At 50.9% G+C, this 14,510-nt stretch carries 14 protein-coding genes and 1 pseudogene; 5 read left to right on the top strand and 10 right to left on the bottom strand.

What is annotated here, in order from left to right:
• Positions 1-333: 333 nt before the first annotated feature.
• Entirely contained in the window at positions 334-1,284 is a 951-nt protein-coding gene (locus NDI45_RS05625; RefSeq protein WP_348246731.1) for an NAD(P)-dependent alcohol dehydrogenase, read from the top strand.
• Here NDI45_RS05625 and NDI45_RS05620 read toward each other — a convergent pair.
• The 3 genes from NDI45_RS05620 to NDI45_RS05610 all read right to left on the bottom strand — a co-directional run bounded on the left by NDI45_RS05620 (position 1,268) and on the right by NDI45_RS05610 (position 4,062).
• Complete coding sequence (locus NDI45_RS05620) at positions 1,268-2,767, bottom strand: adenylate/guanylate cyclase domain-containing protein (RefSeq protein WP_277878997.1); 1,500 nt, start codon at positions 2,765-2,767, stop codon at positions 1,268-1,270. The genes NDI45_RS05625 and NDI45_RS05620 overlap by 17 nt on opposite strands.
• Before the next feature lie 207 nt (positions 2,768-2,974).
• Complete coding sequence (locus NDI45_RS05615) at positions 2,975-3,676, bottom strand: DUF2459 domain-containing protein (protein ID WP_348246730.1); 702 nt, start codon at positions 3,674-3,676, stop codon at positions 2,975-2,977.
• 131 nt (positions 3,677-3,807) lie between these two features.
• Positions 3,808-4,062 carry a hypothetical protein gene (locus NDI45_RS05610; protein ID WP_348246729.1) on the bottom strand — a complete coding sequence of 85 codons (255 nt, stop codon included), beginning with the start codon at positions 4,060-4,062 and terminating at the stop codon, positions 3,808-3,810.
• A 349-nt stretch (positions 4,063-4,411) separates the two neighbouring features.
• Between NDI45_RS05610 and NDI45_RS05605 the strand changes: the two genes are divergently transcribed.
• Both NDI45_RS05605 and NDI45_RS05600 read left to right on the top strand, forming a co-directional pair.
• Positions 4,412-5,539 (top strand): DUF4394 domain-containing protein, encoded by a 1,128-nt coding sequence (locus tag NDI45_RS05605; RefSeq protein ID WP_190789694.1) that lies wholly within the window; start codon positions 4,412-4,414, stop codon positions 5,537-5,539.
• A 144-nt stretch (positions 5,540-5,683) separates the two neighbouring features.
• Positions 5,684-5,857, top strand: coding sequence for a hypothetical protein (locus NDI45_RS05600; RefSeq protein ID WP_190789695.1), 174 nt, complete (start codon positions 5,684-5,686; stop codon positions 5,855-5,857).
• 10 nt (positions 5,858-5,867) lie between these two features.
• On the opposite strand, the gene NDI45_RS05595 is transcribed toward NDI45_RS05600, so the two are convergent.
• Together NDI45_RS05595 and NDI45_RS05590 are read right to left on the bottom strand one after the other, a co-directional pair.
• Positions 5,868-6,755: a hypothetical protein gene (locus NDI45_RS05595; RefSeq protein ID WP_190789696.1), complete on the bottom strand. Its 888-nt coding sequence runs from the start codon at positions 6,753-6,755 to the stop codon at positions 5,868-5,870.
• 88 nt (positions 6,756-6,843) lie between these two features.
• The gene (locus NDI45_RS05590; RefSeq protein ID WP_348246728.1) at positions 6,844-7,353 is read right to left on the bottom strand and encodes a hypothetical protein; all 510 of its coding nucleotides are present in this window, start codon (positions 7,351-7,353) and stop codon (positions 6,844-6,846) included.
• A gap of 322 nt (positions 7,354-7,675) precedes the next feature.
• Here NDI45_RS05590 and NDI45_RS05585 point away from each other — a divergent pair, with 322 nt between their 5' ends.
• Complete coding sequence (locus NDI45_RS05585) at positions 7,676-7,927, top strand: hypothetical protein (RefSeq protein ID WP_348246727.1); 252 nt, start codon at positions 7,676-7,678, stop codon at positions 7,925-7,927.
• Between the two features lie 6 nt (positions 7,928-7,933).
• Here NDI45_RS05585 and glcD read toward each other — a convergent pair whose 3' ends face one another.
• Entirely contained in the window at positions 7,934-9,418 is a 1,485-nt protein-coding gene (gene glcD, locus NDI45_RS05580) for a glycolate oxidase subunit GlcD (RefSeq protein ID WP_190789699.1), read from the bottom strand.
• A gap of 290 nt (positions 9,419-9,708) precedes the next feature.
• On the opposite strand from glcD, the gene NDI45_RS05575 reads away from it, so the two are divergent.
• Positions 9,709-10,428, top strand: a complete 720-nt coding sequence (locus NDI45_RS05575) for an SH3 domain-containing protein (RefSeq protein ID WP_242067393.1) — start codon at positions 9,709-9,711, stop codon at positions 10,426-10,428.
• A 35-nt stretch (positions 10,429-10,463) separates the two neighbouring features.
• Here NDI45_RS05575 and NDI45_RS05570 read toward each other — a convergent pair whose 3' ends face one another.
• From NDI45_RS05570 to NDI45_RS05555, 4 genes and pseudogenes are all read right to left on the bottom strand, one after another.
• The gene (locus tag NDI45_RS05570; RefSeq protein WP_190792461.1) at positions 10,464-11,942 is read right to left on the bottom strand and encodes a CoA-acylating methylmalonate-semialdehyde dehydrogenase; all 1,479 of its coding nucleotides are present in this window, start codon (positions 11,940-11,942) and stop codon (positions 10,464-10,466) included.
• A 311-nt stretch (positions 11,943-12,253) separates the two neighbouring features.
• The gene (locus NDI45_RS05565; protein WP_190792462.1) at positions 12,254-12,856 is read right to left on the bottom strand and encodes a DUF2808 domain-containing protein; all 603 of its coding nucleotides are present in this window, start codon (positions 12,854-12,856) and stop codon (positions 12,254-12,256) included.
• A gap of 172 nt (positions 12,857-13,028) precedes the next feature.
• On the bottom strand, positions 13,029-14,414 hold the full coding sequence (gene psbC / locus NDI45_RS05560) for a photosystem II reaction center protein CP43 (protein ID WP_348246726.1): 1,386 nt from the start codon (positions 14,412-14,414) through the stop codon (positions 13,029-13,031).
• Positions 14,398-14,510 (bottom strand): annotated as a pseudogene (locus tag NDI45_RS05555) (photosystem II D2 protein (photosystem q(a) protein)); the annotation flags it as partial. The gene psbC and the pseudogene NDI45_RS05555, both read right to left, overlap by 17 nt.

Here is a 14,510-nt window from a genome sequence, read left to right as displayed (position 1 = left end):
CTTGTTCTGCAATCGTTCTTGAGAACGAGTTAAGAAGAATGAAAGCATGATTCTAATCGTCGGCGTCGGATCGCGAGCGTGGATTAGAGGCTGAACCCGAACTAGAACGCTTCCTGAGTATTCTCTTCATCTATCCATAAACTTATTCAATTTCCGTTCACTCCAAAACGAATTCTGTCATCCAAAATCTATCTCTAGAGATTGCGATTACCCTTCAGAAAGACTGCAATTGACTGTAGGTGTAGATAGAGCGAGTCTATTGGCGATCGCATCCGATCATTTTGGGTAGAACTTGTCCTGCTCAAGCGTTGTTATGTATCTGGAGTATGAGTGATGAAAGCGGCTGTGATCGATCGCTACGGTTCTCCTGATGTATTGCGCTATGCCGATGTTGATAAACCTGTGATTAAAGCTGATCAAATGCTGGTTAGGGTTTATGCCAGCAGCGTGAATCCGATCGACTGGAAAATCAGAAAAGGATTGCTGCAGTTCCTGACGGGCTATCAGTTTCCGTTAATTTTGGGTTTTGATGTGGCGGGGGAAGTCGTGGAAGTGGGCAGTCAAGTGACTCGATTTCGCGTTGGAGACAGGATTTATGCGCGGCTCGATCAGTTGGCAGGTGGAGCTTATGCGGAATACGCAGCAGTAGCAGAGAGAGTGGCGGCGCACAAACCCGCGAATATGAGCGACGAAGAAGCGGCGGCTGTACCTTTAGCCGGACTGACTGCACTGCAAGCGTTACGAGATGAAGGTCATTTTGCGGCAGGACAGCGAGTGTTGATCAACGGTGCATCGGGCGGTGTGGGAACCTATGCGGTGCAGATTGCCAAAGTGTTAGGAGCCTCTTCGATTGTGGGGGTTTGCAGTGCCCGAAATGCTGATTTAGTGAAGAGTTTGGGATGCGATCGAGTCATTAACTATCAGCAGCAGGATTTTACTCAGGACGCGACGAAATACGATGTCGTGTTTGATGCGGTGGGAAATCGATCGTTTGATGACTGTAAGCGAGTTTTGCAGCCCAATGGCTATTACGTGACGACGCAGCCCTATCCGGCAAACTATGTGCAAAGCTTTTTCACGGCATTTTTGCCTGGACCCAAGTACAAAGTAATTTTGCTGAAATCGAATGCCGTTGATCTGGAATTTCTGAAGCAGCAGATTGAAGCGGGACACATTCGCTCGGTTATCGATCGCACCTATCCTCTGGCTGAAACGGTAGCGGCGCATCAGCAAGGCGAAACGGAACGCACGGTGGGAAAAGTGGTGATTACGATTGGGGAATGATCGACCAGGCATCGTTCCAGTCTTCGGGAACGCCTTCGGAGAGTAACCGTTCGATTCGATCGCAGTACAGTTTGGCAGTTTGATCGTCAGGATGAACGGCGAGTACCTGTTCAAAGCAAGCTCTGGCATCGATAAAGGCACGATCGCGGTAGTGTTGAATCCCCTGCTCGAACTGAGGCAGCGTTTGCAGTTTTAGCTCGCGAATTGCTTCCGTTTCGGCATCGAGCACTTCGTAGACGGCGATCGGTTCGGTGCGTCCTTTAACCAGCGTATTTGCCAGAAAGCGAAACTGGTAGGCTTCAGGCGTGCTGAGGTGCTCGATCGTTTGCCCGCTGATTAGTAGGGCACTGCCGTAAACCTTGGTTAGTCCTTCCAGTCGGGCGGTCAGATTCACGTTGTCCGAAAAAGCGTCGCCCTGAATTCGATTGCTTTCCCCGACCATGCCCAGCATCATCGGTCCCACATGAACGCCAATGCCAACCTGAATCGGCAGCTTGCCCCTTGCCTGCCGCTGCTCGTTGTATTCCTGCACACGCCGATGTTTAGCAATCCCAGCAGCGATCGCATCATCTGCGCCGTCAGGAAAAACTGCCATCATGCCATCTCCCAAAAATTTCACAATAATGCCGTAGTGATTGCGAATTTCAGGACTGACTCGCTTTAAATAAGCGTTGATAAAGTCAAAGTTTTCGCGTGGACTCATACTTTCAGAAATGGTGGTGAACGCGCGAATATCGCTAAACATCACCGCCATAATCTTGCTGACAAAATCCCCAAGCTGCACATCGATCACGCTGTCTTTACGCAGAAATCGCAGATACTCCCCCGGGAAAAATCGCGCCAGGGAATCTTTTAGCCGCTCTAGCTCTGCTTCCCGCACTTTGACGGTTTTCACCATCTGAGTAAACACCCGCGCCAATTGCCCCAGCTCATCCTGGCGATCGGCGACTTCTGCCAAATGTCCTTCCTCAAAGATGTCTTGCTCAACGGCAAAGGCAGCATCGGTGATTTTGTTGACTTGCTGAATGTAGAGTGCCTGCTGCTCGTTCTCTTCCCGAAGCTGCGCCTCGGCTTCCTGTCGCTTTAGCAGGTTATTGTATGCCCTGGAGTGATAGCGAATTCGGGCAAGCAGCTCAACACGATCGGGCAATTTCACCAGATAATCATTTGCGCCATACTCAAACGCCTGCGCCTTGATCACCGGATCTTCCTTGCTTGATAACACAATCAGTGGAATTTGATACGTTGGTGTATCGGACGATCGCAGCAATCGCACCAGCAGCAAACCATCCATTTGCGGCATTACCAGATCTTGCAGAATCACGGTCGGCTGAAAGGACTGTGCCACCTTAATCGCCTGAAGCGGATCAGCACAGTAGTGAAAGGTAATATCGGTTTCAGCCGCCAACATTTTCTGCACCGCTTCCGCGATAATTGCCTGGTCATCAATCAGCAGTACAGCGATCGGGTCATTCATCGGCATCACAGAAAAACTCAACTGCCTCAGGCGGGCAACAATCGAAGGCGAGGCAGCTCACAGTATGGGTTAGCGTCGTTGCACTGCCCGTGATGTTTTCTGCACTAAGAATAGGTTCTTACAGGGGATTTGAGAAGTACCAGAGGGTTTACATTAGAAACCTCAACGACTGAACGATGCTGGCATCTCGCGATTCTGCCGCGCCAAACCCAGCTAACAGGTCGGCTTAATCTGGCGCATAACTGCCTGCGAGAAGCCTGCCCACAGGGGTGTATTAATCTTTGCAGTGCGGAGTCCTTCTGCCGTCCAGTGATTGCTGTTATGCAGAAAAGAATACTGTCCTGTTGCCTCATAAAAAGCAGTACCCGCTTGCGGATCTATGCGGATTTGAATTCGCCTTCCGGCGGAACGCTGAAACGATCGCTGAATATACTCAATTAACGCAAGATAATGCGATCGATCAACGCCACCACAGCGAATTTCGAAATGGCTCGGAAACCGATCGTGTCTTTGAACTCGGAGTGCGGCGGCGTTTGGCAATAAAAGCGATCGAGAACCCTTGAGGTAATAGTCGAGCGAATTATCAGGAGGTGGATGCAAATACCAGTCGCGCTCACCCCAGCCAAACCCTAAATACTGCTCTTGCGTTAACGGCAGCATCAAATCATTCTGCCAGTTATAAGCATCGTTGGAGACAGGGATAATGATATTGGTGTGAATGCCAAACCGCGCTGCACAAACTTTATATTGACAGCTTGACTGGGAATTGATCTGAGAATTCACCGGAGAATTTTCCTGGGAATGATAATTCCACTGTTTGGTCCACTGCCTGGGAATCGTTGAGCCAGCCAGAAATAGCAAATAAACAAATAGAAAACCACCTGCGACGAGAGCCAAAAATTTTCTCAGGGTCATGGGGCGATGCAAAGCACTTTCCTATCTAGGGTAATCGGTTCAGTGCTTGAGGACTGCTCTAAATTTCCCTCGCTATTTTCCCAGGCACAGGAGGGGAGACCACACGGCTTATCACCCCATCACTTCACAGATCAGGCTGACTTTTTCCTTTGCTTAGCATCTTTCTGGGCGGGATAAACCTCAATCGAACGAGGCGAATGGGCAGAAGGCTGATAAAGGGTGAAATCAAGGCACTGCTCGGACTCTACACCCGACGGATGAACCGCACAGCGCAAATGAACATTGCAGGTATAAAACTGACAAACGCGACACTCCGGCAAAAAACGATCGACTTCAGACATGGGTTCTTTCACAGCACAGTAGCCGTATTGTACCCAAACAACCACTCACTTTTTGCGATTTATTTAGCAGAAAAACGGCGATCGTTCACCTATCTAAAGACTGATCCGAAGTGATTTACGCCTGCAAAGAAGTTGTTTGAGAAGGATTGAAAGTGCTGTGTTGCCCCCTAATTTCCCCAAAATTGAGGGACTTTGAACCTGAACGATGGTTCGGTTTCCTCAGCATTAGGGGCAAGGAGGCAGTTTGGGTCATGATGATGAATTTTCAAACCTTTTCCCAGAGCAGATTACGGTTCTTTTCCAACCCAGGTGCATCCACTTGATTGTTCTGCGCGTACTGAGTTTGTCCAATCTAATTTGTCCAGTCTAATTAAATTGATCGGAGTATTGAATCATGGCTTCAAATAACAGCTTCAACCGGGCGCAAAATCTCGGCGTGTTGCAGGGACAGCAGGTAATTCGTGATTCAGCTAATCAGGGTGACAGAGTTGATTTTTTTAGCTTTCGGGTGACCACTCGCAGCAGCTTGCAGGGCGTTTTGCGTGGACTCAAAAGCGATGTAAACCTGGCACTGTTCAATCGCGATCGTCAGCGCATCGGCTTTTCGCAAAACACAGCTCAGCAGTCTCAACCCATCAACACGATTCTGGAGCGAGGTCGCTACTTCCTTAAAACCACGCTTCGCGACGGTGAAACGCGCTACCGTCTCAGATTGTCTACCAGTCCGCTTGCTGCGCCTGATCCGGCAACCGCGAAGTTCGTGGGCTTAACCACTGACAATAATCTGGCATTTTTTAATAACGACAACCTGTCAAACGTTAGAAGAGTCAGCGTTACCGGATTGCAAACAGGGGAAAACCTGCTGGGCATCGATTTTCGTCCGCTGAATGGTCAACTGTTTGGCTTGGGTAGTACCAGCCGCCTCTACCGCATTGATCCTGCCACTGGAGCCGCCACTGCCGTGAACGCCCAGCCTTTTGCAATTCCGCTGAGCGGCACGAATTTTGGTTTCGACTTTAATCCGTCGGTCGATCGCATTCGGGTAGTGAGCGATGCCGGACAAAATCTGCGCTTAGTGCCAGATACCGGAGCCGTTGTGGATAGCAATCTAAACCCCCTGGACGGCATTCAGCCCGATGGCAACTTGAACGGCGCGACGAACTCGATCGCAGCAACCGCCTACATCAACAGTTTCACAGGCGTAGCCCCGATCACGCCACCCGCCGCCACCACGCAATTCACCATCAACACCACCACCGATGAACTGTTCATTCAAAATCCGCCTAATGCCGGAACGCAAACTCGCGTCGGAGCACTAGGCGTTGACTTCAGCGGGAACGCGGGTTTTGATATTGTCAGCCAGCCTGCCAGCGCAACTGCCCCCGCAACCAACACTGCCTATGCACTTTCTAACGCATCGCTGTACGGCGTTAACCTGACGACGGGCACAGCAAATTTATTTGGTGATGTCCGCGATAATCAAACCGCGCTCAGCTTTAAAGGGCTTGCAGCTCGACCCTAAAAGACGTTGAGCAGGCTCAAGACTGCTACGAAGTCAGGGAGCAACCTAAAGCCAATCCCTGACTTCCTCAGGAAGACAAAGACTGTAAAAATTGGAACGGTTGAAATGCGACAACCCGAATGAGTATTCTTCAAGCTAGCCTAGATGCCTGCCATTGCAATTTCAGCAACGCTTGCAAATGATAAAAAAAAGGCAGGATTGCCCTACCTCAAACCAGATTTCAAAAATCAATTTTTGACAAATTTTAGGCTTCAATCAACATCAAGACCGGCTTTCCTCACAGGCAATGCCAAACCATTTCTCCTGCAAAGAGATTGACCTTACGATGCTAAATTTCAGCAACCGCCCGTTCAACCAGTCGCCGCGTCAGCGTTTGCACTCCGGTGTGTTCGTAGTATTTAACGGACATATCAAGAAATGCGCCAAGGTAGTCTAATTTGTCTTTAGATACATCCACAAATTGCGTCAAGTTGTCGATCACCTTATCAGGAGTCAAATTGCGGGATGCCACAAAGTTATCCATCCAGCCTTTTGTGGAAGAAAAGCTTTCGCGAATAAAGCCTAGTTTGCCGTCTGTATTGCCGCCCGGAATCTGTTCTGCAACGCCTTTGAACGTGTTATTTTTCTCTAGTTCCGAAGGGGTCATTCCTTGAATTGCGTTTAATGCCTTCAGCGAGAAATCGGCTCCCAAAGGCACGAGTCCATCAAAACAAACAAGCGCTGCCATTCGCATCAGCGATTCGCCGCCGTAGTCTTTTAAGGACGCTAAAAAATCGCCCAGACTATCACCCGGAATGCCGTTGATTTGACAGAAGGCTACCACTTCAACGACGAGTTTGACGCATAGATCGATCGTTTGCGCTCTTTCAGGTTTGGGCGTGAGATGCTTCAACACTCCCAGAAACGAGATATCCTGCCCAATTCGGTTTGCCAGAGCTGCCGCGCCCAGTGCGCCCGATGCCGAATCGACGGTTTGATAAAGCCAGAGTGCCCGCTGATAGCCCTGCGATTTGTCGTTAAACAGCGTCACCGCCCGATCGCCAATTTGCTGAATCAAGCTTTCGTCGGTTTCACCCGTTACTTTCCGAATCGTATTTTCAAACCCGACTAGATTATCCCACTGTCCTGGCACGAAGGTATCGAGCGATCGCAGTGCCATTACGGTAATGCCGCCTGTCGGGAGACGGTCAACCAGTTCATAAATTGATTTACTCACAGAGTCCTCCTGAGCAAAGGGTCAATTGGTTTGCAGCGAATGATGCAGCGACTCTTGAAGTCCTGAGTCTGAACTTACCTGCCCGAACTTAACTCAGCTTGGTTAAGCCGTTCAAATCAAACTTAGTCAGCCATTCTGCCCGATTCTCCTTTGTAAATGAAGGATCGCGAGACAGCACTTTCACCTGATAGCGATCGTTCACCAGAATTGCAGTTCCATTTTGTCCCTGTTCGACGGCGGGATAGCCTGCAATCTTCATCGTGCTGTTCTTAAATTTCTCTGCGGCAGGTGTCCCGGTGGTATCGCTGATTGCCAGCATTGCCACATTTTTTCCACCCTGGTTTACTTTGTATTCAGCAAACCCTTTTTTCTCCTGAGCAGGCACAATCTCATAGCCAGAAACCGACTTCGGAAAGAACTGGTTAAACGCTCCTCCCTGAGTGGCATCGGTAGCAACGGCAGACGGCGCGCCTTTTTGAGTTGTTTCAACTTGCGTCTGTTCAAAGCGGGATGGCGGTTGTGGGCTGCAAGCAGTAACCAGCAACAAAACGCTAAGCAAGACTGGTGCAAGAATTTGTCGCCAACGAGCAAGAACCATATTGCACTCCTAAGGCAGCATTCAACGGTTACATTTTCTCCTGTCGGCTTTAAATTTGGCTCTCCCTAAGGATGACTTAACGTTTTTATTTCCTTTTCAGTTTAATCAGATCACCGTTCCACCTCTGACCGTTTACTGACCATCTATAGATTTATGCGGATTGGTCAATCCCGTAAAGATTCTACAAAAAACTACCCGATCGCCTTCAAATGTCCGAATTCAAACCGGATTCTTTTGTAGGAGAAAACAAGCCACAGTTTTCGAGCTGCCCCGTTCGCAGATTGGGTTCTTATTGTTCTTTTCTTTCCTAATGCTTCCCCCTATGCAAGTCGCCCCCCACGAAACCACAGTTTCGATCGCTCCTCAAGATATCGAAACTTACCTGAAAACGTATATTTGCTCGGCACTAGAGCAAAGCTACTCAAAAGAATGCTCGCCCACCCAGGCAATGGAACTGCTCGATCGTGCCTGGGAATCTCAAAAGCTGCTCTGGCAACTGCGCCGCGAGGAAGCTTCTGGGCAATCAAACTCCAGCTCAGCGTTTCAGATCGATCCTCAGATCGTCTTGCATTGAAGTGGGTTAGAAGCGATCGACGTTCGGAAAATCTTCAGCGGTAAGCGATCGGGCTGCTTCTCCGCAGGTTCTCGGCGTCGGGAACAGCTTTTCCGGGTTTGCCAGTCCCTTCGGGTTAAAGGCCTGCCGCACCCACTGCATCGTTTCCAGGTCGGTTTCATTAAACATCGCAGACATATAGCACTTTTTGTCTGCGCCGATGCCATGCTCACCCGAAATGCTGCCGCCCACTTCAACACAAAGCTTCAGAATATCGCCCCCCAGTGCCTCCACTTCCTCAAGCTGTCCCGGAATGGCATTGTTGTACAAAATTAGCGGGTGCAGGTTGCCATCCCCAGCATGAAACACATTAGCGACGCGATAGCCGTGTTTCTGGCTGAGTACCTCGATTTCGTGCAGCACGTATTGCAGTTTGGTTCGCGGAATCACCCCATCCTGCACATAATAATCAGGACTAATCTTGCCCATTGCGGCAAAGGCAGCTTTGCGTCCTTTCCACAGGGTGAGACGTTCAGTGGGATCAGTGGCAGTGCGAATGCTTCTTGCCCCATTTTGCCGACAAATCGCTTCGACCCGCTGGCGGTTTGCTTCAACTTCCACTTCCAGCCCATCGACTTCGATCAGCAAAATTGCCGTCGCGTCTCGCGGGTAGCAGTTGGTCGCCACCACATCTTCCACAGCATTAATGCTGAAGTTGTCCATCATTTCCATGCCGCCCGGAATAATCCCGGCACTGATGATGTCTGAAACCGCCTGTCCTGCCGCCTCGACGCTGGTAAAATCTGCCAGCAGCACATGAATTGCCTCAGAGGTTTTGAGAATCCGCAGCGTAATTTCGGTGGCAATGCCCAGCGTGCCTTCTGAACCGACAAAAATTCCTGCCAAGTCGTATCCCGGCATTTCGGGAATCTTGCTGCCTACCTCAGCGATCGATCCATCTGGCAAAACAATCTTCAGCCCCAAAACGTGATTCGTCGTCACGCCATATTTGAGGCAATGCACTCCGCCCGAATTTTCCGCTACATTGCCACCGATGGAACAAACAATCTGGCTGGAAGGGTCAGGCGCATAGTAAAATCCCGCTCCGCTAACCGCCTGCGTCACCCAATTATTAATCACGCCCGGCTGCACGACTACCCGCTGATTTTCGAGATCGATTTCGAGGATCTGATTCATCAGGGCTGTGCCAATCAGCACACAGTTTTCGATCGGCAGCGCACCTCCCGATAGCCCGGTTCCGGCTCCCCGCGCGATAAATGGCACGTTGAATCGATCGCAGATTTTCACCACTTCTGCAACCTGTTCTGTTGTACGAGGCAACACCACCACTGCCGGACGCTGACGATAGCTTGTCAGCCCATCACACTCATACACCAAGAGTTCTTCTTTGCGCTGCACTACTGCATTTTTACCGACAACAGCTTCAAAGGCTTTGACGATCGGTTTCCAGTCGCGCTGGTCTACAGAAGATTGAGCTGTGAGGGTCACCATAGCGGCATCCGAGGAGGAACGGTTCTACCTGTGAGCATAACAGATTGCCCTCCCGGATTTTTTGCGATCGAGTCCTGACTTGACTCCTGATTATTTTGTAGAGCAATGCGAAGCAGTTTTCTCCTGCGACGATTAACAGCTTGTCCCGAAAAATGGCTACCACCCTTGTGTAGTTAGTAATACCTAAAGTACGGGCATAATCTTTTGCAACCATAACCTTTTGCAAAACAGGTTGCTGTACTCAGGCAATCGAAATCGCAATTCAATTTGGGCTTAGGAGTTCCTACCTTATGTCACGCGTTCGCCAACTGCTCTGGACAACCCTGCTCATGCTGAGCCTACCGCTTCCCGCTTGGGCAGATACCGTCGTGCCGGTTGACCGCTTGAGAACCCAACTTCAGGGACGTACTCAAGTACCGATCGTCCTGCCCAGTAAATTACCCGAAGCCGATTCGCTGTATTCCAACATCACGAGCAACCGCCCCGACGGATACGAAGTCAGCTTCACCTATACGCCCGATTGTCAGGGAACCCCCTGCACCTGGGGCTATTTCTCCGCACAACTTGGCGGCTCTGTAGACACCGATCCTGGAAGTCCCCAAGACACGATCGAAGCGATTACGTTGGCAAACGGCATCCAGGGATATTTCACCAATTCCTGCGGCGCGTACTGCACTGCTCAGGCATCCTGGCTTTCCCAGGGAGTGCTCTATTCTGCCTCAGTGAAAAATGGACGTAGAGAAACGGTCATCGCTCTGGCAAATTCCGCTCTCCAAACGGCCCGCCCCAGCGCCAGCACTGCCACCCTCACCAGTCGCGATCCGGGTTCTCGAATTAATATTCGCGATCGAGCCAATCTTCAATCTCCGGTGCGTCACTATGGCTTGTCAGGAGACTCGGTGCGAATTTTAGCGCAAGCGATCGGCTCAGACCAGCAAACCTGGTATCAAGTACAGTTCACCAGCTCTGGGGCGACCGGCTGGGTACGGGGCGATTTTGTGCGGTTTTAGGAAATGGTTTGAAGGGAAGTTTCAAGGCGCAGCCCCTAAAACTGCCGCGACCAGTCTTTAAACCAACGCTCCACCACGACCTTCGTTTGGGTAAAAAACTCAACCGCGTGCTGTCCTTGTCCGTGCAGGTCGCCGAAAAAGCTCTCTTTCCAGCCGCTAAACGGAAAGAACGCCATCGGAGCCGCTACGCCAATGTTGATCCCAATATTGCCTGCCTCTACCTCATAGCGAAACTTCCGCGCCGCCGCCCCGCTACTGGTAAATAGACAGGCCATGTTGCCGTATTGCCCCCGATTCACAAGCTGAATAGCATCCTCGATCGTCTCAACATAAACCAGGCTCAGGACAGGACCAAAGATCTCTGTTTTGGCGATCCTGCTGTCGGGGTCAACGTCCTGCAAAATTGTGGGACGCACAAAATTACCCTGCTCATATCCGGTGATTTGAGGCGATCGACCGTCGATCATCACTTTTGCGCCTTCTGACTCGCCCTGCTGGATTAATTGCTCGATCCGCTGACGGCTTTCTGCGCTGATCACCGGACCCATCTGTACGCCTTTTTCCAGTCCGTTTCCCACCACCCGTGAGGCAGCTGCTGCCGCGATCGACTCGGTATAGGTTTTACGGGCTTCTCCAATGGTGATGGCGATCGACGCAGCCAAACATCGCTGTCCGGCACAGCCAAACGCACTGTCCGCTGTGATTCGAGTGGTCATCTCCATGTCAGCATCTGGCAGCACAATCACCGGATTTTTCGCGCCACCCTGACACTGCACCCGTTTTCCATTCGCGGTTGCCCGACTGTAGACATACCGCGCTACCCCACTCGACCCCACAAAGCTAATTGCCCGAATCAACGGATAATCGAGAATGGCATCGACCGCTTCTTTTGCGCCATTCACCAGGTTCACCACTCCAGGCGGCAGCCCAACTCGATCGATCAAAGAAAAAACTTTCTGCATAGTCAGCGGTACTTTTTCAGACGGCTTCACAATATAGGTATTGCCGCAGGCGATCGCATAAGGTAAAAACCAGAAGGGAATCATGCCCGGAAAATTAAACGGCGCAATCACTGCCGCTACACCAATGGGCTGCCGAAACATAAATTCGTCAATACCCGATGCGATGTCCTCAAAATTCGTTCCCTGCATCATCATTGGAATGCCGCAAGCCGTTTCCACATTTTCGATCGCCCGTCGCAGTTCGCCCTTCGATTCGTCCAGCGTTTTGCCGCATTCGATCGTGATGGTCCGCGACAGGTCCTCAAATTGCTCCTCCATCAGAGCTTTCAGCTTAAACAAATATTGAATTCGCTGCGGAGCTGGCGTCCGTCGCCAGGACTGAAACGCTTCATGGGCAACCTGCGCCGCCCGCTCAACTTCGCTTGCTGGAGAAAGAGGGACACTGGCAAGCCGATCACCTGTCGCAGGATTAATCGCGTGAACAAACTCAGTGGCAGCAGAGTCACACCACTGCCCGTTGATATAGTTTGGCAGAATTGGCAGTTCAGACATGAGGCGTTCGCAGTCTAAATGAAAGTAAGCTCTGACAGATACAGCAGTATGAAGCTAAAAGGATGTTTGAGCAGTCGCGAATCCTACATCGCCCCCTAAATTCCCCAAACTTGGAAGACTTTGAGAACCTTGAGGAAAACTAGGTTCCCCCGGATTGGGGGTTAGGAGAGTAGCGGAGTTCATCACCTTAACTGGCAATCCCCGCACAAAGCAGGGCTGTATTTGAGATAAGGTCTATTGTCCTGCATCTTGGGCTTTATATCCGTTGTCTTAATCTGGAAGCCTTCAATGGGCATCTGCTTCCGGCCAATTCAATCGGAAAGGAGTTGAATGCCGTCATTGCCATAAAAGGTGAGCCGGGTATAGCCAAGAAATTGTCCACTCGTAGTACTGCCTTCTGGATAAGCCGTGACGCCAAACAGATAAACGCCCTGCATCCGAGGATTTCGCTGTGCTTCCAGAGCAAGCGTGACCGTCGTCCCAGATGGAACCGGACTGGCAAAGGCAAGCGTGACGGTTTGAGAATCCTCATCGTAGGTTTTTTGAGCGATCGGGATCTCTGTACCGCGATCGTTTGCTGTTCCTACAAAAGCACGAGTTGCCTCCAGGTCATAGCGAATTCGTCTTATCCGGGAAGACCCGTCTCGCTGAACCACGCTTACCTGCTGAAGCCCGCTACCCGAATCAGGCGGAACCTCCAATGTGAAATAGTAAACAGACGATCGCACTGCAACTTGCTTCTCAGGATTCTCGGCACTCACCAGGCGCGGTGGACGAGTAAAGGCAGCACGGGGACTTTGAGTATCCTGTGCCTGAGCTGAGGTTAAAGAATTGAAGGGACTCAATAGGCTACTTGCGGCTCCTAGAAATACGGCTAACGTGAGCGACAGTGCCAAAAAAGGATAATGTTTCATTTTTAAAGCAATGAATGAATAAGGAAACTGGATAGGTCGATCGTAACTTTTCTGTTTCTAAGCAATTTTGAATCTTGAGTTTGAACAGGGAATGCAAATTTTCGACATAAAATTCGACATAAAAAAGTCCCCGCATTTGCAGGGACCTATTGATTTACAAGGAGACTAAGGATTAGTCAATCTCAGGCATTGCCAGTACTGGCTCATTGTCACGATCGATGCCTCTCTCAAAGCCAGCCGCAGCAGCACGAGCGCGACCCGCGTGCCATAGGTGACCCACCAGGAAGAAGAAGCCAAGCACGAAGTGAGAGGTTGCCAGCCAAGCGCGAGGCGAGACAAAGTTCACGGAGTTGATTTCCGTTGCCACACCGCCTACCGAGTTCAGCGAACCCAGCGGAGCGTGAGTCATGTACTCAGCCGCGCGACGAGCCTGCCAAGGCTGAATGTCGTTCTTGATCTTTTCCAGATCTAGACCATTCGGTCCACGCAGCGGCTCCAGCCATGGACCCTGGAAGTCCCAGAAGCGCATGGTTTCACCACCAAAGATGATCTCACCTGTCGGAGAGCGCATCAGGTACTTACCTAGACCCGTCGGACCCTGAGCAGAACCTACGTTTGCACCCAGTCGCTGGTCACGAATCAGGAAGGTCAGAGCTTGAGCCTGAGACGCTTCGGGACCTGTCGGACCAAAGAATTCACTGGGGTAAGCAGTGTTGTTGTACCACACCATACAGGAGGCAATGAAGCCCATCAGAGACAGCGCACCGAGGCTGTAGGACAGATATGCTTCACCCGACCAGATGAAGGCGCGACGCACCCAGCCAAATGGCTTGGTCAGAATGTGCCAGATACCGCCTGCAATACAGATAAAGCCAACCCAGATGTGACCACCAATGATGTCTTCCATGTTGTTGACGCTGACGATCCAGCCATCGCCACCAAATGGAGACTTGAGCAGATAGCCAAAGATGACCGCAGGGTTTAGCGTCGGATTTGTGATGACTCGGACATCGCCACCACCGGGCGCCCAGGTGTCATACACACCGCCAAAGAACATTGCCTTCAGCACCAGCAGAAATGCACCAAGACCCAGCAGGATCAGGTGAATCCCGATGATGGTGGTCATCTTGTTCTTATCTTTCCAGTCGTAGCCAAAGAAAGAAGAATACTCTTCCAGGGTTTCAGGACCACGAACGGCGTGATAGATACCGCCCAGACCCAAAACCGCAGAGGAAATCAGGTGAAGCACACCCACCACAAAGTAGGGAAAAGTGTTGATGACTTCACCACCCGGACCAACACCCCAACCTAGCGTTGCCAGGTGAGGCAGCAGGATCAAGCCCTGCTCGTACATCGGCTTCTCAGGAACAAAGTGAGCGACCTCAAACAGGGTCATTGCACCTGCCCAGAATACAATCAAACCAGAGTGAGCAACATGTGCGCCCAGCAGCTTACCGGAAAGGTTGATCAAGCGAGCGTTACCAGACCACCAAGCAAATCCAGTCGATTGCTGGTCGCGTCCGCTCAGCAGGATAGAACTATTAGAGAGCGTTACCACGGGGCAGTACCTCTTCGGGGAATACAAATTGTTCGTGCGGCTGATCCTGAGGTGCCATCCAAGCCCGGATGCCCTCGTTCAGCAGAATGTTCTTCG

Origin of the sequence: Leptolyngbya sp. GB1-A1 (assembly GCF_039962475.1) — a bacterium.
In the GTDB taxonomy this organism is placed as follows: domain Bacteria; phylum Cyanobacteriota; class Cyanobacteriia; order Elainellales; family Elainellaceae; genus Leptolyngbya_A.
This window is presented reverse-complemented; position numbering and strand designations above follow the sequence as displayed.

Excerpts from the sequence above, each read along its gene's own strand:
- NDI45_RS05625 (WP_348246731.1), top strand. The coding sequence starts at position 334 with ATGAAAGCGGCTGTGATCGATCGCTACGGTTCTCCTGATGTATTGCGC.
- NDI45_RS05620 (WP_277878997.1), bottom strand. The coding sequence starts at position 2,767 with ATGCCGATGAATGACCCGATCGCTGTACTGCTGATTGATGACCAGGCA.
- NDI45_RS05615 (WP_348246730.1), bottom strand. The coding sequence starts at position 3,676 with ATGACCCTGAGAAAATTTTTGGCTCTCGTCGCAGGTGGTTTTCTATTT.
- NDI45_RS05605 (WP_190789694.1), top strand. The coding sequence starts at position 4,412 with ATGGCTTCAAATAACAGCTTCAACCGGGCGCAAAATCTCGGCGTGTTG.
- NDI45_RS05600 (WP_190789695.1), top strand. The coding sequence starts at position 5,684 with ATGCCTGCCATTGCAATTTCAGCAACGCTTGCAAATGATAAAAAAAAG.
- NDI45_RS05590 (WP_348246728.1), bottom strand. The coding sequence starts at position 7,353 with ATGGTTCTTGCTCGTTGGCGACAAATTCTTGCACCAGTCTTGCTTAGC.
- NDI45_RS05585 (WP_348246727.1), top strand. The coding sequence starts at position 7,676 with ATGCAAGTCGCCCCCCACGAAACCACAGTTTCGATCGCTCCTCAAGAT.
- glcD (WP_190789699.1), bottom strand. The coding sequence starts at position 9,418 with ATGGTGACCCTCACAGCTCAATCTTCTGTAGACCAGCGCGACTGGAAA.
- NDI45_RS05575 (WP_242067393.1), top strand. The coding sequence starts at position 9,709 with ATGTCACGCGTTCGCCAACTGCTCTGGACAACCCTGCTCATGCTGAGC.
- NDI45_RS05570 (WP_190792461.1), bottom strand. The coding sequence starts at position 11,942 with ATGTCTGAACTGCCAATTCTGCCAAACTATATCAACGGGCAGTGGTGT.
- NDI45_RS05565 (WP_190792462.1), bottom strand. The coding sequence starts at position 12,856 with ATGAAACATTATCCTTTTTTGGCACTGTCGCTCACGTTAGCCGTATTT.